This is a genomic window from Massilia solisilvae (assembly GCF_024753215.1).
Taxonomy (GTDB): Bacteria; Pseudomonadota; Gammaproteobacteria; order Burkholderiales; family Burkholderiaceae_D; genus Telluria; species Telluria solisilvae.
In genome coordinates, this window is sequence record NZ_JANUGV010000008.1 from 102,554 (window position 1) to 123,020 (window position 20,467).

The 20,467-nt window shown below is 65.1% G+C and carries 19 protein-coding genes and 1 pseudogene; 19 read left to right on the top strand and 1 reads right to left on the bottom strand.

From position 1 onward, the window contains the following. Window positions 1-96: 96 nt before the first annotated feature. The 15 genes and pseudogenes from NX773_RS21320 (at window position 97) to NX773_RS21390 (ending at window position 13,382) form a co-directional block, all read left to right on the top strand. The gene (locus tag NX773_RS21320) at window positions 97-768 is read left to right on the top strand and encodes a ubiquinone biosynthesis accessory factor UbiJ (protein WP_258858277.1); all 672 of its coding nucleotides are present in this window, start codon (window positions 97-99) and stop codon (window positions 766-768) included. Beyond that, a complete protein-coding gene (ubiB, locus tag NX773_RS21325) occupies window positions 768-2,336 on the top strand; it encodes a ubiquinone biosynthesis regulatory protein kinase UbiB (RefSeq protein WP_258858278.1) in 1,569 nt (522 codons plus the stop codon). Before NX773_RS21320 ends, ubiB begins: the two co-directional genes overlap by 1 nt. Further along, window positions 2,333-2,941 carry a methyltransferase domain-containing protein gene (locus NX773_RS21330; RefSeq protein WP_258858279.1) on the top strand — a complete coding sequence of 203 codons (609 nt, stop codon included), beginning with the start codon at window positions 2,333-2,335 and terminating at the stop codon, window positions 2,939-2,941. Before ubiB ends, NX773_RS21330 begins: the two co-directional genes overlap by 4 nt. A gap of 472 nt (window positions 2,942-3,413) precedes the next feature. Further along, on the top strand, window positions 3,414-3,674 hold the full coding sequence (locus NX773_RS21335) for an FmdB family zinc ribbon protein (RefSeq protein ID WP_258858280.1): 261 nt from the start codon (window positions 3,414-3,416) through the stop codon (window positions 3,672-3,674). Between the two features lie 54 nt (window positions 3,675-3,728). Further along, the gene (locus NX773_RS21340; RefSeq protein WP_258823258.1) at window positions 3,729-4,316 is read left to right on the top strand and encodes a DUF502 domain-containing protein; all 588 of its coding nucleotides are present in this window, start codon (window positions 3,729-3,731) and stop codon (window positions 4,314-4,316) included. 43 nt (window positions 4,317-4,359) lie between these two features. Then, entirely contained in the window at window positions 4,360-6,156 is a 1,797-nt protein-coding gene (gene aspS / locus NX773_RS21345; protein ID WP_258858333.1) for an aspartate--tRNA ligase, read from the top strand. A 51-nt stretch (window positions 6,157-6,207) separates the two neighbouring features. Then, window positions 6,208-6,417: pseudogene (locus tag NX773_RS21350) on the top strand (DUF4160 domain-containing protein); the annotation flags it as partial. Further along, window positions 6,410-6,667 (top strand): DUF2442 domain-containing protein, encoded by a 258-nt coding sequence (locus tag NX773_RS21355; protein WP_258858281.1) that lies wholly within the window; start codon window positions 6,410-6,412, stop codon window positions 6,665-6,667. The pseudogene NX773_RS21350 and the gene NX773_RS21355, both read left to right, overlap by 8 nt. A 2-nt stretch (window positions 6,668-6,669) precedes the next feature. Beyond that, on the top strand, window positions 6,670-7,122 hold the full coding sequence (nudB, locus tag NX773_RS21360; RefSeq protein ID WP_307728742.1) for a dihydroneopterin triphosphate diphosphatase: 453 nt from the start codon (window positions 6,670-6,672) through the stop codon (window positions 7,120-7,122). 160 nt (window positions 7,123-7,282) lie between these two features. After that, on the top strand, window positions 7,283-8,098 hold the full coding sequence (locus NX773_RS21365; RefSeq protein ID WP_258858282.1) for an endonuclease/exonuclease/phosphatase family protein: 816 nt from the start codon (window positions 7,283-7,285) through the stop codon (window positions 8,096-8,098). 4 nt (window positions 8,099-8,102) lie between these two features. Then, window positions 8,103-9,263, top strand: a complete 1,161-nt coding sequence (gene clsB, locus NX773_RS21370; RefSeq protein ID WP_258858283.1) for a cardiolipin synthase ClsB — start codon at window positions 8,103-8,105, stop codon at window positions 9,261-9,263. Between the two features lie 17 nt (window positions 9,264-9,280). Next, the gene (locus NX773_RS21375) at window positions 9,281-9,658 is read left to right on the top strand and encodes an RNA-binding S4 domain-containing protein (RefSeq protein WP_258858284.1); all 378 of its coding nucleotides are present in this window, start codon (window positions 9,281-9,283) and stop codon (window positions 9,656-9,658) included. 129 nt (window positions 9,659-9,787) lie between these two features. After that, the gene (locus NX773_RS21380) at window positions 9,788-10,150 is read left to right on the top strand and encodes a DUF805 domain-containing protein (protein ID WP_258858285.1); all 363 of its coding nucleotides are present in this window, start codon (window positions 9,788-9,790) and stop codon (window positions 10,148-10,150) included. A 5-nt stretch (window positions 10,151-10,155) separates the two neighbouring features. Beyond that, a complete protein-coding gene (locus NX773_RS21385; protein ID WP_258858286.1) occupies window positions 10,156-12,360 on the top strand; it encodes an FAD-binding protein in 2,205 nt (734 codons plus the stop codon). After that, complete coding sequence (locus NX773_RS21390) at window positions 12,357-13,382, top strand: hypothetical protein (RefSeq protein WP_258858287.1); 1,026 nt, start codon at window positions 12,357-12,359, stop codon at window positions 13,380-13,382. Before NX773_RS21385 ends, NX773_RS21390 begins: the two co-directional genes overlap by 4 nt. Before the next feature lie 14 nt (window positions 13,383-13,396). Here the strand turns inward: NX773_RS21390 and NX773_RS21395 are convergent, their stop codons facing one another. Then, window positions 13,397-13,951: a hypothetical protein gene (locus NX773_RS21395; RefSeq protein ID WP_258858288.1), complete on the bottom strand. Its 555-nt coding sequence runs from the start codon at window positions 13,949-13,951 to the stop codon at window positions 13,397-13,399. 224 nt (window positions 13,952-14,175) lie between these two features. Between NX773_RS21395 and NX773_RS21400 the strand changes: the two genes are divergently transcribed. From NX773_RS21400 to NX773_RS21415, 4 genes are all read left to right on the top strand, one after another. Beyond that, entirely contained in the window at window positions 14,176-14,790 is a 615-nt protein-coding gene (locus NX773_RS21400) for a TetR/AcrR family transcriptional regulator (RefSeq protein WP_258858289.1), read from the top strand. A gap of 49 nt (window positions 14,791-14,839) precedes the next feature. Further along, the gene (locus NX773_RS21405) at window positions 14,840-16,630 is read left to right on the top strand and encodes an acyl-CoA dehydrogenase C-terminal domain-containing protein (RefSeq protein ID WP_258858290.1); all 1,791 of its coding nucleotides are present in this window, start codon (window positions 14,840-14,842) and stop codon (window positions 16,628-16,630) included. Between the two features lie 117 nt (window positions 16,631-16,747). Beyond that, window positions 16,748-19,144, top strand: a complete 2,397-nt coding sequence (locus tag NX773_RS21410) for a 3-hydroxyacyl-CoA dehydrogenase/enoyl-CoA hydratase family protein (protein ID WP_258858291.1) — start codon at window positions 16,748-16,750, stop codon at window positions 19,142-19,144. A 25-nt stretch (window positions 19,145-19,169) separates the two neighbouring features. Continuing rightward, window positions 19,170-20,366, top strand: coding sequence for an acetyl-CoA C-acyltransferase (locus NX773_RS21415; RefSeq protein ID WP_258858292.1), 1,197 nt, complete (start codon window positions 19,170-19,172; stop codon window positions 20,364-20,366). Window positions 20,367-20,467 lie beyond the last annotated feature (101 nt).

Sequence of the window (20,467 nt, forward strand, 5' to 3'; positions counted from 1 at the left end):
GTCCAGCAAACTGGTAAGATCAAAACCGCCCGCTTGAACCGGGCGGTTTTTGTTTGCCTGTCCCCGCGAACACGGGGATCCAGTGAGTTATTTACCATGGTCCCGAATCCTTCACTCCTGTCGCCCCAGCGCGCGCTGATGGCCCCCGCGATTGCTGCAATTAACCACCTGCTGGCCCAGGAAGCGTGGGCGCGCGATGCGCTGGCGCTGCATGCCGGCAAGGAAGCCTGCATCGACACCGGCCACCTGCGGCTGCGGCTGCGCGTGACGCGCGACGGCATGGTCGAGGGCAGCAACAGTGAAGACCCGGCCAACGTCACCATCCACGTCAAGCTGTCCGACCTGCCGCTGATCGCCCAGAACCGCGACCGCGCATTCTCGTACGTGAAGATCGAGGGCGACGCCGAGTTCGCCAACACGATCTCGCAGCTGTCCAAAGGCCTGCGCTGGGACGCCGAGCATGACCTGGAGCGCCTGTTCGGGCCGATCGGCGCGACCCGGCTGGTGGGCGGCGCGAAGAGCGTCATCGCCGGCGCCGGCGCCACCGGCCGCCGCCTGGCCGAGAACGTGGCCGAGTACCTGCTGGAAGAAAACCCGGTGCTGGTCAGGCCCACCGTGGTGGCCGAGTTCGCCGAGGACGTGGTCCGCACGCGCGACGACGTCGAGCGCCTGGACAAACGCATCGCCCGGCTGGAGCAAAAGCTCGCGCAGCGCAGCGCGGCCACTGCCATCACCGCCGCCGGCGGGAACACCACCACGGACCGCTGATGCTATTGAAATTCCTGCGCCTGCTGAAAATCCTCTCGGTCGCCACCCGTTACGGGCTCGACGAGATCATCGTCTCCGAATTGCCGGTCCCGCGGACCGCCAAGCTGCTCGACAAGATTTTTTTCTGGCGCAAGATCAGCGCCCCGCGCGGGGTGCGCCTGCGCATGGCGCTGGAGGAACTGGGCCCGATTTTCGTCAAGTTTGGCCAGGTGCTGTCCACCCGCCGCGACCTGGTGCCGCCCGATATTGCCGACGAGCTGGCACTGCTGCAGGACCGCGTGCCGCCGTTCGACTCCGACCTCGCGATCGCCCAGATCACGCGCTCGCTGGGCGCCCACCCGGACCAGCTGTTCGCCAGCTTCGAGCGCACCCCGGTGGCGTCGGCCTCGATCGCCCAGGTGCACTTTGCCACGCTCAAGAACGGCAGGGAGGTCGCGGTCAAGGTGCTGCGGCCGGGCATGAAGAAGTCGATCGACGAGGACGTGGCGCTGATGCACCTGGCCGCCGGGCTGGTCGAAAAACTGTGGACCGACAGCCGGCGCCTGAAGCCGCGCGAGGTGGTGGCCGAGTTCGATAAATACCTGCACGACGAGCTGGACCTGATGCGCGAGGCCGCCAACGCCAGCCAGCTGCGCCGCAACTTTGCCAGCTCGCAGCTGCTGCTGGTGCCGGAAATGTTCTGGGACTATTGCTCCAGCAGCGTGATCGTGATGGAGCGCATGCACGGCATCCCGGTGTCGCAGATCGACCGGCTGGAAGCGGCGGGCGTGGACCTGAAGAAGCTGTCCAGTGACGGCGTCGAAATCTTCTTCACCCAGGTGTTCCGTGATGGCTTCTTCCACGCCGATATGCACCCTGGCAACATCCTGGTCTCGGTCGATCCGGCCACCTTCGGCCGCTACATTGCGCTGGACTTCGGCATCGTCGGCACGCTCAACGATTTCGACAAGGACTACCTGGCGCAGAACTTCATCGCCTTCTTCCGCCGCGACTACAAGCGCGTGGCCGAGGCGCACATCGAATCAGGCTGGGCCCCGCGCGACACCCGCGTGGACGAGCTGGAGTCGGCGGTGCGCGCCTGCTGCGAGCCGATCTTTGACCGGCCGCTGAAAGACATCTCGTTCGGCCAGGTGCTGCTGCGACTGTTCCAGACCTCGCGCCGCTTCAACGTCGAGGTGCAGCCGCAGCTGGTGCTGCTGCAAAAGACCATGCTCAACATCGAAGGCCTGGGCCGCCAGCTGGACCCCGACCTGGACCTGTGGAAGACCGCCAAGCCGTATCTGGAGCGCTGGATGAACGAGCAGGTCGGCTGGCGCGGCATGGTGGATCGCCTGAAAGCCGAGGCGCCACGCTACGCCCACATCTTCCCGCAGCTGCCGCGCCTGATCTACCAGGCGCTGGAGAAGACCACCGACCTGGAAGTGAACGACTCGGCCCTGCTGCGCGAGCTGATGCACCACCAGCGGCGCACCAACCGCGTGCTGATGCTGGTGGCCGGCTTGCTCGGGCTGCTGTTCTCGGCGGTGGCGATCACCTACCTGTACGGCCACTGGTGGATGCGTTCGTGAGCACGCCGTCCTTCGATACGCGCGACCCAAAGAGTGCCGCGTTCTGGGACGAGCGCTTCGCGCGCGGCTTTACGCCGTGGGACCGGGCCGGGGTGCCGGAGGCGCTGCGCCGTTTCGTGGCCGCGTCGCCCAGGCCGCTCGCGACCCTGATTCCCGGCTGTGGCAGCGCTTACGAGCTGGCGTACCTGAGCGAGGCCGGCTGGGACGCCATCGCGATCGACTTTTCGGCGGCGGCCGTGGCCAGCGCGATGACGGTGGCCGGCAAATGGGCCGAGCGGGTGGTGCAGGCCGACTTCTTCACCTACGTGCCGCCACGGCCGCTGGACCTGATCTACGAGCGCGCGTTCTTTTGCTCGATGCCGCGCGAGATGTTGCCCAGGCTGGCGGAGCGTTGGGCGCAATTGCTGCCGGCCGGCGGCATGCTGGCCGGGTATTTCTACTTCGATGACGCGCCCAAGGGGCCGCCGTTCGGTACCAGCCGCGCGAAGCTCGACGAGCTGTTGACGCCGTATTTCGAGTGCATCGCGGACGAAGCGGTGACCGACTCGATCCCCATCTTCCAGAACAAGGAACGCTGGATGGTCTGGCGCCGCCTGCCGGCCTGAGATGACCGTTAAGTGTTGACCTGAGCTCGTCGTCCCGGCGCAAGCCGGGAGCCATGCTGAGCATCGGGACTCGCCAGGGTCGCGTTCCCGAAGGCTCAGCATGGGTTCCGGCCTTCGCCGAACGACGGTGATGCTGGGTGAGCCCGGATCAGCAGGACGAAAAAAAGCCCGCTGTGCGCGGGCCCCCAATACGGTCGTTTTTTTGCGGAAATGCGGCGATGTCGCCATCGCGCATAGCTTCTGTTTCTTGAACCTTCCGGGCGGCGGTTCCGTTGCTCGCCGCTAACAAGCGTGTTATTTAAGCACGCAAGTTATTGCTGGGCAAACGAAACCGGGGCCGGGGGACCGAAAAACAACAGCCGGCCGGCAAACAGGCGGGTCTGGAGAACCCTGCCCATCACCCCCATATCGGCAAAAGCGCCCATAAACGCTTTATAATGTGGGGTTTTGAAGATTTTTGCGGAGTACAGCTATGCCGATTTACGCCTACCGCTGCGCCGAATGCGGTTTTTCCAAAGATGTGCTGCAAAAAATTTCAGACGCGCCTTTGACCACCTGCCTGTCCTGCGGCAAGCCTGCGTTCCAAAAGCAGGTGACCGCCGCCGGCTTCCAGCTCAAGGGCACCGGTTGGTACGTGACCGACTTCCGCGGCGGCAGCTCCTCGTCGTCAGGCGGCAGCTCCGGCTCGTCCGAGCAGTCCGCGCCAGCCGCGACGTCCACCGGCAGCAACTAACACCGCTGGCCGCGCCCTTCCCGGGCAAGGCCGCGGGATAACAACGAGAACACGATGCGTAAATACTTCATCACGGGCCTGTTGGTCGTGGTTCCCCTGGCCATCACCGCCTGGGTGCTCAACCTCGTCATCGGCACGCTGGACCAGTCGCTGCTGCTCGTGCCGGAGGCCTGGCAGCCGCGCCACCTGATCGGCTTCGACCTGCCCGGCGTGGGCGCGGTGCTGACCATCGCGATCGTGTTCCTGATCGGCCTGTTCACCAACAACCTGGTCGGCAACTTCGTGGTGCGCCAGTGGGAACGGCTGCTGGGCCGCATCCCGGTCATCAGCTCGTTGTATGGCAGCGTCAAGCAGGTGTCCGACACGCTGTTCTCGTCGAACGGCAATGCGTTCCGCAAGGCGGTGCTGGTGCCGTACCCGCACGCCGATTCGCATACGATCGCGTTCCTGACCGGGGCGCCCGGCGGCGACGTGAAGAACCACCTGCAGGGCGACTACGTCAGCGTGTACGTGCCGACCACCCCCAACCCGACCTCGGGCTTCTTCCTGATGATGGAGCGCAGCAAGGTCGTGGAACTGGACATGACGGTGGACGCGGCGCTCAAGTACATCGTCTCCATGGGCGTCGTGGCCCCCGAATAAGCAACCGAAATACCAACCTGGAATAGAGAAAAATATGTCCTCCATGCGTACCAACTACTGCGGCCTCGTCACCGAAGAACTGCTGGGCCAAACCGTCAGCCTGTGCGGCTGGGTGCACCGCCGCCGCGACCACGGCGGGGTGATCTTCATCGACCTGCGCGACCGTGAAGGCATTGTGCAGGTGGTCTGCCACCCGGACAACGCCGAGGTGTTCAAGGTTGCCGAGCATGTCCGCAACGAGTACTGCCTGCGCGTGACCGGTACCGTCAACCCGCGCCTGGAGGGCACCGTCAACCCGAACCTCAAGTCGGGCAAGATCGAAGTCGTGGCAACCGGGCTGGAAGTGCTCAACGCATCGGTGCCGGTGCCGTTCCAGCTGGACGACGACAACCTGTCCGAGACCACCCGCCTGACCCATCGCGTGCTCGACCTGCGACGCCAGCAGATGCAGGACAACCTGCGCCTGCGCTACAAGGTGTCGATGGCCGTGCGTAACTACCTGGACGCGCTCGGTTTCGTGGACATCGAAACGCCGATGCTGACCAAGTCGACCCCGGAAGGCGCGCGCGACTACCTGGTGCCGTCGCGCGTGAACGCCGGCCACTTCTTCGCGCTGCCGCAGTCGCCGCAGCTGTTCAAGCAGATGCTGATGGTGTCGGGCTTCGACCGCTACTACCAGATCACCAAGTGCTTCCGCGACGAAGACCTGCGCGCCGACCGCCAGCCGGAATTCACCCAGATCGACTGCGAGACCTCGTTCCTGACCGAGCAGGAGATCCGCGACCTGTTCGAAGACATGATGCGCCACGTCTTCAAGACCACCCGCGGCATCGACCTGCCGAACCCGTTCCCGGTGATGGACTACGCCACCGCGATGGGCAAGTACGGCTCGGACAAGCCGGACATGCGCGTCAAGCTGGAATTCACGGAACTGACCGACGTGATGAAGACCGTCGAGTTCAAGGTCTTCAACAGCGCCGCCAACATGGCCGGCGGACGCGTGGTCGGCCTGCGCGTGCCGCAGGGCGGCTCGATGCCGCGTTCGGAGATCGACGCCTACACCCAGTTCGTCGCCATCTACGGCGCCAAGGGCCTGGCTTATATCAAGGTCAACGAGAAGGCCAAGGGCCGCGACGGCCTGCAATCGCCGATCGTGAAGAACCTGTCCGATGAAGCGCTGGCCAAGGTGCTGGAGCTGACGGGCGCCGCAGACGGCGACCTGATCTTCTTCGGCGCGGACAAGGCCAAGGTGGTCAACGACGCGATCGGCGCGCTGCGCGTGAAGATCGGCCACTCCGAGTTCGGCAAGAAGGCCGGCCTGTTCGACGACATCTGGGCGCCGCTGTGGGTGATCGACTTCCCGATGTTCGAGTACGACGAGGAAGACAATCGCTGGACCGCGACCCACCACCCGTTCACCGCGCCGAAGGACGGCCACGAGGACATGCTCGAGACCAACCCGGGCGCCTGCATCGCCAAGGCCTACGACATGGTCCTGAACGGCTGGGAACTGGGTGGCGGCTCGATCCGTATCCACCGCGAGGAAGTGCAGAGCAAGGTGTTCCGCGCGCTGAAGATCGGCGCCGAAGAAGCGCAGGCCAAGTTCGGCTTCCTGCTCGACGCGCTGCAGTACGGCGCGCCGCCGCACGGTGGCCTGGCGTTCGGCCTGGACCGCCTGATCACGCTGATGACCGGCTCCGAGTCGATCCGCGACGTGATCGCGTTCCCGAAAACCCAGCGCGCCCAGTGCCTGCTGACCAACGCGCCGTCGGAAGTGGACGAGAAGCAGCTGCGCGAGCTGCACATCCGCCTGCGCAACGCCGAGCCGAAGGTCGCGTAACCAGTCCTGCCGGATATGCCGGTAGTGCTACGCTAGCGCGGGTACACGTTCTTCTTCTTTTCGAATGAAGGTGTCCCGCGCGAGCCATTGCATATCCATGTTCGCAAGGGCACGGCCACCGCAAAGATCTGGCTTGAGCCGGATGTGATGGTGGCCGACTCGTTTGGGATGTCTGCAAAGGAGTTGCGCGAGTTGGTGCGGGTCGCACGCGACAACAAGGATGCGTTTGCCAAGGCATGGAAGGATCATTTTCATGAGTAAGCCGCTTGCCCGGAAATTGACATTTGATGAGGACACGATGTGGGTCCACCTGGTTGATGGGCGCACCTTGGGCATTCCTCTTGCCTACTTCCCGCGCCTGCTCGCTGCCACGCCAGAGCAGCGCTGCCGTCACGTGATCAGTGGCGGTGGTACCGGCCTGCACTGGGACGGGCTCGACGAGGATATCAGCGTCGAACACCTGCTGCTCGGTCACGGTGATCGCACTTCGCCGCCCATCGCGGCAAAATAGCCTTGCACAAGATTCCGGAATCCGTCCTCGTTGTGATCCACACTTCGGACCTCGAAGTGCTGCTGATCGAGCGTGCCGACAAGCCCGGTTTCTGGCAGTCGGTGACCGGCTCTCTGGACCGTCTCGACGAGCCGCTCCTTGAGACCGCCACGCGCGAGCTGTTCGAGGAAACCGGCATCGTGGCCGATGGCGACACGATCCGGCTGCACGACTGGCACCTGTCGAACGTGTACGAGATCTACCAGACCTGGCGCCACCGCTATGCGCCTGGCGTCACCCACAACACTGAGCACGTGTTCTCCGTATGCGTGCCGCGCGACATCCCCGTTATCCTGAGCCCGCGCGAACACCTCCAGTACGCCTGGCTGCCGTACCTCGAGGCGGCCGATCGCTGCTTTTCGTCGTCCAACGCCGAAGCCATCTTGCAACTGCCCCGGCACTACCCCACGCGCTGAGGGGCGGCCAACCATCTCGTTACACGGAAAACCGTCATCCCCGCCTGCGCCGGGATGACGGTCTTTAGGTTGCGGGTTCTTTCAGCGGACACTCCCCGCAGTCACGCACGATTGCCCGATGTTCCCGTCCGACACTGACTGATGGGGTTAGAATGTTCGCATGAAAATTCGTGTCGCGACTTATAACATCCACAAGGGCGTATCGGCGCTGCGCAGCCGGCCGCGGGTGCTGGCGCTGAAGAAGGCGATCGCCCAATTTCACGCCGACATCGTTTTCCTGCAGGAAGTACAGGGCCGCCACGACCGCTACCAGGCCCGCTACGGCAGTGAAGACCTGGACCACCACCACGCCTGGCCCGAGGCCGCGCAGCACGAATTTTTTGCCGGCGAGTCGCACCACTCGGCCTACGGCATGAACGCCGTGTACGACCACGGTCACCACGGCAACGCGCTGCTGAGCAAGTTCCGGATCGAAAACAGCGTCAATACCGACATCTCCGACCACGCCTACGAGCAGCGCGGCATCCTGCACTGCCGCCTGGACACCCCGTCCGGCACGGTCCATTGCTATGTGGTGCACCTGGGCCTGTTCGAGGGCAGCCGCGGGCGCCAGAGCGAGGCGCTGATCGATGCGGTCAACGAATCGGCGCCTCACGGCCAGCCGGTGATCATCGCGGGCGACTTCAACGACTGGCGCAACACACTGTCGGACCGGCTGCGCCACGCGCTTGGCGTGACCGAGGTGTTCGACGAGCTCGGCCCGCGCACCGCGCTGGGCGACCTGGTGCGCAACCTGGCGGGGCGGCAGGCGCCGCTCCGGCCGGCGCGCACCTTTCCGGCCGCGCTGCCGTGGTTCCGCCTCGACCGCATCTACGTGCGCGGCTTCAAGGTGGAGAACGCCGAAGTGATGCACGGGACGCTGTGGGCGCGCCTGTCGGACCACGCACCGATCCTGGCCAACCTCGAGTTGGCGTAAGCGCATGCGCTCGCTGACGTATGTAGCCGCGAACGACGTCACCCTCCTGGAAAGCGGCACCGCTTTCTTCCCTGCGCTGCTTGCCGCAGTGGACGCGGCGCGCTACGACATCCTGTTCGAAACCTACATCTGGGCCGAGGACAAGATGGGCGACGAGGTCAAGGCCGCGCTGATCCGGGCCGCCCAACGCGGCGTGAAGGTGCGCGTGGTCGTGGACTGGTTTGGCACCGGGCATCGCGTGGCCAACCGCCTGGGCGAAGCCTTGCACGAAGGCGGCGTGCACTACCGGATCTTCAACCCGTGGTTCCGCCGCGGGATCACGCGCAGCCACCGCAAGATCGTGGTGGTCGACCGCGAAGTGGCATTCGTGGGCGGCATCAACGTCAACGACGACTGGGTCTGCGACTACGACCCGCACAAGGCGCTGCCGGCACCGCGCTGGGATTTCGCGGTCGAGGTGAGGGGGCCGCTGGTGGCGCAGATCCACCGCGAAGCGCAAGGCCAGTGGGCGCGCGTTGGCCACATGAACATCGTGCGCCGGCTGGGACTGTTCCGCGAGATGCGCAGGCAGCCGCCGGGGCTGGGCGATCAGCCGATGCAGGCCGCATTCGTGGTGCGCGACAACCTGCGCAACCGGCGCACGATCCAGCGCGCCTACCTGCAGGCGCTGGGCCGTGCGCGGCGCAGCGCGCTGGTCGCCAATCCCTACTTTGCGCCGGGGCGCAAGCTGCGCGAGGCGCTGGCCCAGGCGGCCGGACGCGGGGTGGACGTGCGGCTGTTGATCGGCGTGGGCGAATTCCGCCTGCAGGACATGGTCGCGCACTCGTACTACCCGAAGCTGCTTGCCGCCGGCGTGAAGATCTACGAGTATCGCAAGACGCAGCTGCACGGCAAGGTGGCGGTGGTGGACGAGGACTGGGCCACGGTGGGGTCGAGCAACTGCGACGGCCTGTCGCTGTTCGTGAACCAGGAGGCCAACGTGGTGGTGCGCGACCCGGTGTTCGCGGCCACCGTGCGCCGCCACGTGGAGCGCGGCATACTGGATGGCGTGCCGGTCGCGCTGGAAGACATGCGCCAGCTCGGCTGGCTGCGCCGCACCAGCTACGGCCTGGCGTACCGCTTGTACAAGCTCGCGATGCGGCTGTTCTCGGTCGGCTACGCGTAAGGATCAGGTAACAGGAAATGGAAGACAACGTACGTATCGACAAATGGCTGTGGGCGGCCCGTTTTTTCAAGACCCGCTCGCTGGCGGCCGATGCCGTGGACCGCGGCCGGGTCAAGATCGGCGGCGAGCCGGTCAAGCCGGCGCGCGCCGTCAAGGTGAACGACAAGATTTTCGTGGACAACGGCTCGGACCGATGGGAGGTGGTGGTGCTGCGCGTTTCCGGCGTGCGCGGCTCGGCCACGGTGGCCCGCGCCCTGTACAGCGAAACGGAGGAGAGCATCGTGCGGCGCGAGCGCGACAAGGAAGCGCGGCGCCTGTTCCCGGAGCCGGGCAGCTCGATCAAGGGCCGCCCGACCAAGCGCGACCGCAGGGCGATCGACCGCGCCGGTAACTGACATGGCGGGCCGCCCGGCCCGCCCAGGTGCCGGCAAGGGGCGGCCAGCGACGGTCCCGGACACTACCAAAACTGATAGGTATTTCTGAGTATTAACAGGTGCTAGTATCGCGCCAACCTGTTGATACTTATGCAACTACTTACTGCCTATACCGTTCGCTTCGGCCGGATTTCGCGCGCAACGTGGCTCGCGCGCTTGCTCGCGTTGACGCTGTTCTGCACCGCGTTCGGCATGCTTGCCGAATGGGCGTTCGCAAGCGCCGGCGCCGCGCTGGTCGCCTTCGTGTTCGTCTGGTGCGCGGCGGCTGTCTCGGTCCAGCGCCTGCATGACTGTGGCGTGTCTGGCTGGTGGCTGCTGGCGCTGCTCTTTCCGGTGATCGGTCCGGCCTGGCTTGCATGGCAGCTCCTGCGCCGGGGCGAGGCTGGCACCAACGCATACGGGGACAACCCGGCGGTGCGCGAGGATTACCTCCAGGTGGATATCGCGAGGTAACGGCCATGGCAACCGTCAACGATGTCACACAGCTCAACCGCATCGACGTGCTGGCTATTGCCACGCCGCGCTCGACCTGCGAATTGCAGGATGTGTTGAGGAATACGAGCCTGCCCATTTCGATCGGCGGCGGCCACTTCAGCATGGGCGGCCATACCGCGTCACCCGGCAGCTTGCACCTGGACCTGCGCCAGATGAATGCCGTGCTGGCTTTCGATCCGCATCTTCGCAAGATCCGCGTGCAGGCGGGCATCCGGTGGTGCGACATCCAGCGGCTGGTCGATCCGCACGGCCTGGCGGTGAAGATCATGCAGACCTACGCCAACTTCACGGTCGGCGGCGCATTGTCGGTGAACGCGCACGGGCGCTACATGGGGCTTGGGCCGGTCGTGCTGTCGGTGCGGACGATCCTGCTGGTGCTGGCGGACGGGACGGCGAAGCACGCCAGCCCCAGCGAGAACCAGCAGCTGTTTTACGCGGCCATCGGGGGCTACGGCGCGATCGGCATCATCTCGGAGGTCGAACTCGAGCTGGTCGAGAACGTGCGCGTGGAACGCAGCAATCGAAAGATGGCGACTGGGGACTATCTCGCCTGGTTCAAGGCGCAGGTACGCGACGATCCGGATGCGATTTTCCATAATGCCGACCTGTATCCGCCGCATTACACCTCGGCGCGCGCCGTCACCTGGCGCCGTACCGAGCGGCCGGCCACCACCAGCGCGCGCCTGCAGCCGCTGCGCCGGCTGTACGCGCTGGAGAAGTACTTCCTGTGGGCGATTTCGGAAACGCCGTTCGGCAAGCTGCGGCGCGAATACCTGATCGACCCGCTGCTCTTTTTGCGCAACAAGGTCCACTGGCGCAACTACGAGGCAGGCTACGACGTGGCCGAGCTCGAGCCCATGGGGCGCAGCATGCGTACCTACGTGCTGCAGGAGTACTTCGTCCCGTGCGAGCGCCTGATGGATTTCGTGCCGCGCATGGGCGAGATCCTGGGCCGCCACAAGGCCAACATCATCAACATCTCGATCAGGCACGCGCTGGCCGATCCAGGCACGCTGCTGGCCTGGGCGCGCGGCGAAACATTCGCCTTCGTCCTGTACTACAAGCAGCGCACCCGCAACAGCGCCAAAGAACGCGTTGCGGTCTGGACCCGGGAGCTGATCGATGCCGTCATCGACTGCGGCGGCACGTATTACCTGCCTTACCAACTGCACGGCACCGACGAGCAGTTCCGGCGTGCCTATCCGGGTGCCGAACAGCTCTTTGCGCTGAAAAGAGAACTCGATCCAAGCTACCGCCTGCGCGGCGCATTGTGGGACAAATACTATATGCCGACCATTGCCGAACCCGTGGACGATCAGCCATCGCTGTTCCGGTCCGTATATGGAAACGCCCGCTACGCCGACCGCTTCTACGCCTTTTTGCAGAACATCTTCCACCTGTACCCGGAGGACCGTTTCCACGCCCTCATCAAGGACGCGGTTGCGAATGGGGCGGACGACGAACAGATCTACCGCGACATCCAGGCGCGCCTGCCTTCCATTACGCCGCCCTTGTCGTTGCTGCGCTATGCGCTTCCCGCCCTGGCCGTGCAGAAGAGGGAAATCGGTGGTCAGACCGCACAGCTGATCGGCACCCGCGCGCTGCGCGGCTATGTCGAAATCGGTTCCACCGGCCGCTATGTCGGCGCGCTGAGAAAGCGCCTGAACCTGTCGGGGCCTGTCACGCTGGTCCACGACAAGGCGCCGACCAATTCGCCGGCCGACATCGCCGAGCGTGGCGCGCTGCGCAAGGTGGGCAAGTTCGTTCCGCTGGATGACTACGCGCCGCTGGCGCTGCCACCGGAAAGCGCAGACCTGGTTTCCTGCTTCATCGGCCTGCACCACATGAAGCCGGAACGACTCGTGCCGTTCCTGCGCTCGATTGCGCAGGTGCTGCGGCCAGGCGGCTATTTCGTGGTGCGGGACCACGACGTGACCAGCGCGCAGATGCACGACTTCGTCTCGCTCGCCCATTGCGTGTTCAATGCGGGACTGGGCGAGAGCTGGGAAACCAATGCGACGGAGCTGCGCCACTTCGACAGCGCGGACAACTGGATCAGGAAGATCGAGGCCGCCGGCTTCACCCACACCGGCGCGCGCCTGCTGCAGCAAGGCGATCCGTCGGACAACCTGCTGATGGCATTCACCCGCAACACCGTGCTGGCATGAAGACCCGATTCCTTGCGTTGTTGGTCGCCGTGCTCCTGTGCGCCGCAAGCGCGTTCGCGGCCGACAGCCCTGTCGCCCCAAACCAGCGGCGCGGCGTCGAACAGACTTTCCTCACCTATCCGGAATGGTTCCTGGTGCACAGCCCGGCCGAGTACGCCGCCTGGGTCGCCGCGCATCCCGCCCATGACTTCCCGTTCATCGGGCACGCGCGCCAGATCTGGTCGAGCTACGCCAGCGTCACCGGCGAACAGCTGCGCCGCCATTACCCGTCCAACCTCGGCTACCACGTCATGATCATGGTGATCGCGGGCAGCACCACGGTGGAGTACGCGCTGCGCTCGGCCTACGAGAACACCATCGGTCGCCTGAGCTGGAGCGTGTCGGACGGTGAGCTCACGGCCGAAGACCGCTATGGCGCGCGGGCGGCCCAGGAATACGTGGATTTCATCCGCAAGGAGCCGTGGTACCTGTTCGATTTCACCGCACGACTGAAGGGACTGTGGGCGACGACGCCGGCGCTGGGGCCCAACATGATCCGCAAATGGGAGCGGCGCTATGCGTTGACGAGCGAGTACGCGGTCAAGGCGGTGTACGGCAAGCTGATCGAGCTGGCCACGCGCGCCGCATACGATCCCGCGCTGCTGACAACCCAGGTGGTGGTCGACCGCGCGCCGTCGCAACTGCCGCGCGACGTCAAGCTGGTGCGCGGCGTGGAGGATGGCCGCGCGGTACTGGACCTGCCGCGCTACTACGGGTTCCGGATCGCGGCCACCGAGCTGGCCAGGGCAGGCGCCACCTTGCAGGATATCGCGGGGAATACGGGCGACATCCTGGTCACGGTCTGGCTCAACGCGGACCAGCCCGTGCCCTCAGGCGGGGCGCGCGTGCTGTTCGAGCAGCCCTTGCTGACCATGCCCGGCAAGCGGCGCGTGGCGCTCGTGCTGCCGGTCTCGGGCCTGTCGTCGTTTCTGCTGCGTGCCGACGAGTCAGGCGTGAAGGTCGAGCACGTGTACGATTACTGAGCTACGGTGCGTGCCTAGTAGTGGAGCAGCTTCCTGTACGACCAGCCCTCGCAGTCGACGCCGCCCTCGTGAAGCGAATCGTCCGCCGCGACCATCACGGCCGGGAGGACCAACAGGCCTTGCGCAAAGCCGCTCACCAGCGCCAGGCGATCCTTCCCGGTCAGCTTATCGAGCTCGTAGCCGGTCCACCGGCAGCCACTACGCGGCTCGGCGGCCGCGAGCCGTGTCGCCACCGGCGTGTGCTTCGGGTCCAGCTGCACGATCGAGCGGTATTGCACGTGCCAGCTCTTGGGAACGACCGCCCATCCCGCGACCAGCCGGCTGCTGTGCAAGATGGCGACGCTCGCCTGTTCATAATCGGCCGGTTGGCGGCATACCGCTTCCAGGTCGCTGCGCGCCTGACGGCACTGTGCACTGAGGTCTGCGGCGGCGAGCGGCCGGACGGCCACGACCGCGCCATAGGCGAGCTGGCTCTCCTTGAATTCCGCCTCGGCCTTCTTGACCGTGGTCGAGGCGCAGCCTGCCAGGGCCAGTGTGCACAGCAGGGCAGTAAAACGTTGTTTGGTCATGACGTTCCTCCAGCCCGCGATGTTACCATGCGGATATCACTTTCTTGCCAGTCCGGCACCCGCTACACTGGAAGCGAAAAGCTCGCACTCTCTTTGCATCTCATCAATAGAACCGCACCTCTAAGTTCCCGTTTGACATTTCACCGCCGGTAGATAATAGTACGAGCGTTCGGATTTTTTTCGATCGTTCTTGGGGTACTATTATTAACACTTCGACAAAATTCATGCGCAAGGGCGAAATGACGCGGGCGGCCATCCTGGACGAGGCGCTTCAGCTTGCCAGCCGCGACGGCCTTGAAGGGCTGACCATCGGCGTGCTGGCCGACCGGATGAACATGAGTAAATCCGGCGTGTTCGCGCACTTCGGCTCGCGTGAAGACCTGCAGATGGAGGTGATACGGCTGTACCACCACCGCTTCGAGCAGGAAGTGTTCTACCCCAGCATCAGCGAGCCGCGCGGCATGCCGCGCCTGGTCGCGATGTTCGAACGCTGGGTCAAGCGCGTGTCCGTCGAAATCGCCTCCGGCTGCATCTACATCAGCGGCGCGGTCGAGTACGACGACCGTCCGGGCCCGATCCGCGAGCAGCTGGTCTCGATGGTGCAGGCCTGGCAGAACGCGCTGCTGCGCTGCGTGCAGCAGGCGATCGACAGCGGCCACCTCAAGAGCGACACCGACGCCCAGCAGATGGTGTTCGAGATGTACGGCCTGATCCTCGCCCTGCACCACGATGCGCGCTTCCTGCGCATCCCGGGCGCGGTCGATCGGGCGCGCCGCGGCTTCGAGCGGCTGATCGAAAACTACCGCAGCACCGACAACCAACCGGGCCAGCAAGCCTGAGCATCGCCCACGCCACATCAATACATATAACTTCAGTCAGGAGAACAACATGGGTCAGTACGTCGCGCCAATCCGGGACATGCAGTTTGTGCTGCATGAACTCCTCAACGTCACCGAGGAATTCAAGAACCTGCCGCGCTACCAGGAGATCGACGCCGACATCATCAACCAGGTGCTGGAAGAGGGCGCGAAGTTCACGCAGGAGGTGCTGTTCCCGCTGAACCACAGCGGCGACCGCGAAGGCTGCCACTACGACAAGGAGACCAAGACGGTCACCACGCCGAAGGGTTTCAAGCAAGCGTATAAACAGTATGTCGAAGGCGGCTGGGCCGCGCTGGCGTGCGATGCCGAGTACGGCGGCCAGGGCCTGCCGGTCTCGCTGAACAACTCGTTCTACGAGATGCTCAACTCGTCCAACCAGGCATGGTCGATGTACCCGGGCCTGTCGCACGGCGCCTACGAGTGCCTGAAGGAGCATGGCACCGATGAGCAGAAAACCGTGTACCTGCCCAAGCTGGCATCGGGCGAGTGGACCGGCACCATGTGCCTGACCGAAGCACACTGCGGCACCGACCTGGGCCTGTTGCGCTCCAAGGCCGAGCCGCAGGGGGACGGCTCCTACAGCATCACCGGATCCAAGATCTTCATCTCGGCCGGCGAGCATGACATGTCCGCCAACATCATCCACCTGGTGCTGGCGCGCCTGCCGGACGCACCCACCGGGTCGAAGGGCATCTCGCTGTTCCTGGTGCCCAAGTTCCTTCCGGACGCGAGCGGCAATCCGGGCGAGCGCAACGCCATCGCCTGCGGTGCGATCGAAGAGAAGATGGGCATCCACGGCAACGCCACCTGCCAGATGAACCTGGACGGCGCCAAAGGCTGGCTGATCGGCCAGCCGAACAAGGGCCTGAACGCGATGTTCGTGTTCATGAACGCGGCGCGCCTGGGCGTGGGTATGCAGGGCCTGGGCCTGACCGAAGTGGCCTACCAGAACGCGCTGGTGTACGCCAAGGACCGCATCCAGATGCGCAGCCTGTCCGGCCCCAAGGCGCCGGACCGCCCGGCCGACCCGATCATCGTGCACCCGGACGTGCGCCGCATGCTGCTGACCGCCAAGGCCTATGCCGAAGGCGCGCGCGCGTTCACCTCGTACGTGGCGCTGCAGATCGACCGCGAACTGAATCACCCGGACGAAGAAGTGCGCAAGGAAGCAGCCGACGAGGTTGCGCTCCTGACCCCGATCGTCAAGGCCTTCCTGACCGATAACGCCTGGATCTCGACCTCCGAGGCACTGCAGGTGTACGGCGGCCACGGCTACATCGCCGAGTGGGGCATGGAGCAGTACGTGCGCGATGCGCGCATCAACATGATCTACGAAGGCACCAACACCGTGCAGTCGCTCGACCTGTTGGGCCGCAAGATCCTGATGGACAACGGCGCCAAGCTGCGCAAGTTCGGCGAAAAGATCAAGTCCTTCGTCGAGGAGCATGGCCTGTCCGAGGAGATGAGCGAATTCGTCACCCCGCTGGGCGAGCTGGGCGACAAGGTCACCAAGCTGACCATGGAAATCGGCATGAAGGCCTTCCAGAACCAGGACGAGGTGGGCGCCGCCGCCGTGCCTTACCTGCGCGTGGCCGGCCACCTGGTGTTCAGCTACTTCTTCGCGCAGATGGCGAAGATCGCGCTGGAGAAGAAAGATTCGGGCGACCGCTTCTACGAAGCCAAGCTCGCCACCGCGCGCTTCTACTTTGCGCGCCTGTACCCCGAGACCGCAATGCTGATCCGCCAGGCCCGTTCCGGCGCATCGAACCTGCTGGCGCTCGACGCAGAACTGTTCTAACGAAAACGCGACCCACCGTCGTCCCCGCGCAGGCGGGGACCCATAGACCGCCTCTGTGGCCTGCGTCCTATGGGTTCCCGCCTGCGCGGGAACGACGTCCACACTGAGGAAATAAAAATGTCTAATTTCATTGTCAAGAAAGTGGCCGTCTTGGGCGCCGGCGTGATGGGCGCGCAGATCGCCGCGCAGTGCGTCAACGCCAAGGTGCCTGTGGTGCTGTTCGACCTGCCCGCGAAGGAAGGCCAGAAAAACGGCATCGTCCAGCGCGCGATCGACAACCTGAAGAAGCTGAGCCCGGCCCCGCTGGGCAACAAGGATGACGCCGACCTGATCCAGGCCGCCAACTACGAGGACAACCTCGACGTGCTGGCCGGCTGCGACCTGATCATCGAAGCGATCGCCGAGCGCATGGACTGGAAGCACGACCTGTACAAGAAGGTTGCGCCGCACATCGGCCCGAACGCGATCTTCGCCACCAACACCTCGGGCCTGTCGATCGAGAAGCTGTCCGAAGGCTTCGACGCCGAGCTGAAGGCGCGCTTCTGCGGCGTGCACTTCTTTAACCCGCCGCGCTACATGCACCTGGTCGAGCTGATCCCGACCGCAGCCACGCGCCCGGAGATCCTCGACCAGCTCGAGACCTTCCTGACCACCACCCTGGGCAAGGGCGTGGTGCGCGCCAAGGACACCCCGAACTTCATCGCCAACCGCGTCGGCATCTTCGGCATGCTGGCCACGATGCACGAGGCCGAGAAGTTTGGCCTGACCGTGGACGTGGTGGACGACCTGACTGGCGCCAAGCTGGGCCGCGCCAAGTCGGGCACCTTCCGCACCGCCGACGTGGTGGGGTTGGACACGATGGGCCACGTCATCAAGACCATGCAGGACAACCTGGCCGATGACCCGTTCTTCAGCGTGTACAAGACGCCGGACGTGCTGGCCAAGCTGATCGAGAAGGGCGCGCTGGGCCAGAAATCGAAGGCCGGTTTCTACAAGAAGGTCGGCAAGGACATCATGCGCCTGGACTTCGCCAGTGGCGAATACGTGCCGGGCGGCGCCAAGGCGGCCGACATCGTGGGCCGCATCCTGAAGGAGAAGGACCCGGCCAAGAAGATGAAGGCCATGCGCGAATCGACCAACCCGCAGGCGCAATTCCTGTGGGCGATCTTCCGCGATGCCTTCCACTATATCGCCGTGCACCTGGAAAGCATTGCCGACAACGCGCGCGACATCGACTTTGCGATGCGCTGGGGCTTTGGCTGGAGCACCGGCCCGTTCGAGACCTGGCAGGCGGCGGGCTGGAACACCATCGCCCAGTGGGTGAAGGAAGACATCGACGCGGGCAAGGCGCTGTGCAATGCGCCGCTGCCTGCCTGGGTGTTCGAAGCCCCGGTTGCCGAGAAAGGCGTCCACACGCCCGAAGGTTCGTACTCGCCGAGCCGCAAAACCTACGTGCCGCGCTCGAACCTGCCCGTGTACCAGCGCCAGGAATTCCGCGCGCCGGTGCTCGGTGGCGGCGGCAACGATCCGAAGACCTTCGGCACCACCGTGTTCGAGGATGACTCGGTACGCCTGTGGCACACCGGCGACGATGTGCTCATCTTCTCCAGCAAGACCAAGATGCACGTCATCGGCGACGGCGTCACCAAGGGCCTGAAGCGCGCGATCGCGGAAGCGGAGCAGAACTTCAAGGGCCTGGTGATCTGGCAGCCCGATTCGGCGGAAGGCGGCGCATTCTCGGCCGGCGCCGACCTGCAATCGGCCCTGCCGGCCTTCATGACCGGCGGCGCCAAAGCGATGGAACCGCTGGTGCGCGAGCTGCAGGACACCTTCATGTCGATGAAGTACGCGAACATTCCGGTGGTGGCAGCCGTGGCAGGCCTGGCGCTGGGCGGCGGCTGCGAGATGGTGCTGCACGCGTCCAAGCGCGTCGTCGCGCTCGAGTCGTACATCGGCCTGGTCGAGGTGGGCGTGGGCCTGGTCCCGGCCGGCGGCGGCCTGAAGGAATGCGCGGTGCGCGCGGCCAATGAAGCCAAGGGCAACGACATCCTGCAGTTCCTGAAAAACGGTTTCACCAACGCCGCCATGGCCAACGTGTCCAAGTCGGCGCTGGAAGCCAAGGCAATGGGCTACCTGAAGGAAGACGACCTGATCGTCTTTAACATCTACGAGCTGCTGCACGTGGCCAAGACGACCGCGCGTTCGATGTTCGACGCCGGCTACCGCGCGCCGCTGCGCCGCCCGGTTCCGGTCACCGGCCGCTACGGCTGGGCGACGATTCGCGGTCAACTGGTCAACATGCGCGACGGCGGTTTCATCTCGGCGTATGACTACCACCTTGGCGACACCATCGCCGAGATCGTGACCGGCGGCGACATCGATCAGGGCAGCTACGTGTCCGAGCAGTGGCTGCTCGACATGGAGCGCCGCGCCTTCATCGCGCTGCTGTCCAATCCGAAGACCCAGGAACGCATCATGGGCATGATGCAGACCGGTAAACCGGTGCGCAACTGACGCTGAACAGAACAGGACGACCAACATGAGCAAACAACTTCAAGACGCATACATCGTCGCAGCGACCCGTACCCCGATCGGCAAGGCGCCGCGCGGCGTGTTCAACAAGACCCGTCCGGACGACCTGCTGGTGGCCGCGATCCAGGGCGCACTGTCGCAGGTGCCGAACCTGGACCCGAACGTGATCGTCGACGCCATCGTCGGCTGCTCGTTCCCCGAGGCCGAGCAGGGCTTCAACGTGGCGCGCCAGGCCGTGGTGCTGGCCGGCCTGCCCAAGACCGTGGGCGGCGTCACCGTCAACCGTTACTGCGCATCGGGCATCACCGCGCTGGCGATGGCGGCCGACCGCATCCGCGTGGGCGAGGCCGACGTGCTGATCGCCGGCGGCGTGGAATCGATGTCGATGGTGCCGATGATGGGACACCACCCGTCGATCAACATGCGCGTGTTCGAGGACGACAACGTGGGCCTGGCCTATGGCATGGGCCTGACCGCCGAGAAGGTGGCCGAGCAGTGGAAGGTGTCGCGCGAAGACCAGGACGCATTCGGCCTGGAGTCGCACCGCCGCGCCATCGCCGCGCAGCAGGCTGGGCTCTTCAAGGACGAGATCACGCCGGTCGAAGTGGTGAACCGCAAGCCGGACCTGGCCAGCGGCGAGATCAAGATCAGCCGCCGCATGGTGGAGCTGGACGAAGGCCCGCGCGCCGACGCCAGCATGGAGTCGATGGCCAAGCTCAAGCCGGTGTTCGCGGCCAAGGGTTCGGTCACCGCGGCGACCTCGTCGCAGATGTCCGACGGCGCCGGCGCGCTGATCGTGGTGAGCGAGAAGATCCTCAAGGAGCACAACCTGACCCCGCTGGCGAAGTTCTCTTCGTTCGCGGTGCGCGGCGTGCCGCCGGAGATCATGGGCATCGGTCCCAAGTTCGCGATTCCGGCGGCCTGCGCCGCGGCCGGCATCAGCCAGGACCAGCTTGACTGGATCGAGCTGAACGAAGCGTTTGCCGCGCAGGCGCTGGCCGTGATCCGCGACCTGGGGCTGGACACCAGCAAGGTCAACCCGATGGGCGGCGCGATCGCGCTGGGCCACCCGCTGGGCGCGACCGGCGCCATCCGCGCCGCGACCGTCGTGCACGCATTGCGCCGTAACAGCCTGAAGTACGGCATGGTGACGATGTGCGTGGGCGCGGGCATGGGCGCGGCTGGTATCATCGAGCGCGTCTGATCAAGCTGTAGCGAACGCGTGGGCAGGAAGACCTGCCTACCCTACGATTCGGTAGGGTGGGCGGGTCTCCCGCCCACGCGTTCATTCAACCCATAAGAAAT

Excerpts from the sequence above, each read along its gene's own strand:
- NX773_RS21320 (WP_258858277.1), top strand. The coding sequence starts at position 97 with ATGGTCCCGAATCCTTCACTCCTGTCGCCCCAGCGCGCGCTGATGGCC.
- ubiB (WP_258858278.1), top strand. The coding sequence starts at position 768 with ATGCTATTGAAATTCCTGCGCCTGCTGAAAATCCTCTCGGTCGCCACC.
- NX773_RS21335 (WP_258858280.1), top strand. The coding sequence starts at position 3,414 with ATGCCGATTTACGCCTACCGCTGCGCCGAATGCGGTTTTTCCAAAGAT.
- NX773_RS21340 (WP_258823258.1), top strand. The coding sequence starts at position 3,729 with ATGCGTAAATACTTCATCACGGGCCTGTTGGTCGTGGTTCCCCTGGCC.
- aspS (WP_258858333.1), top strand. The coding sequence starts at position 4,360 with ATGCGTACCAACTACTGCGGCCTCGTCACCGAAGAACTGCTGGGCCAA.
- NX773_RS21355 (WP_258858281.1), top strand. The coding sequence starts at position 6,410 with ATGAGTAAGCCGCTTGCCCGGAAATTGACATTTGATGAGGACACGATG.
- NX773_RS21365 (WP_258858282.1), top strand. The coding sequence starts at position 7,283 with ATGAAAATTCGTGTCGCGACTTATAACATCCACAAGGGCGTATCGGCG.
- clsB (WP_258858283.1), top strand. The coding sequence starts at position 8,103 with ATGCGCTCGCTGACGTATGTAGCCGCGAACGACGTCACCCTCCTGGAA.
- NX773_RS21375 (WP_258858284.1), top strand. The coding sequence starts at position 9,281 with ATGGAAGACAACGTACGTATCGACAAATGGCTGTGGGCGGCCCGTTTT.
- NX773_RS21380 (WP_258858285.1), top strand. The coding sequence starts at position 9,788 with ATGCAACTACTTACTGCCTATACCGTTCGCTTCGGCCGGATTTCGCGC.
- NX773_RS21385 (WP_258858286.1), top strand. The coding sequence starts at position 10,156 with ATGGCAACCGTCAACGATGTCACACAGCTCAACCGCATCGACGTGCTG.
- NX773_RS21390 (WP_258858287.1), top strand. The coding sequence starts at position 12,357 with ATGAAGACCCGATTCCTTGCGTTGTTGGTCGCCGTGCTCCTGTGCGCC.
- NX773_RS21395 (WP_258858288.1), bottom strand. The coding sequence starts at position 13,951 with ATGACCAAACAACGTTTTACTGCCCTGCTGTGCACACTGGCCCTGGCA.
- NX773_RS21400 (WP_258858289.1), top strand. The coding sequence starts at position 14,176 with ATGCGCAAGGGCGAAATGACGCGGGCGGCCATCCTGGACGAGGCGCTT.
- NX773_RS21405 (WP_258858290.1), top strand. The coding sequence starts at position 14,840 with ATGGGTCAGTACGTCGCGCCAATCCGGGACATGCAGTTTGTGCTGCAT.
- NX773_RS21410 (WP_258858291.1), top strand. The coding sequence starts at position 16,748 with ATGTCTAATTTCATTGTCAAGAAAGTGGCCGTCTTGGGCGCCGGCGTG.
- NX773_RS21415 (WP_258858292.1), top strand. The coding sequence starts at position 19,170 with ATGAGCAAACAACTTCAAGACGCATACATCGTCGCAGCGACCCGTACC.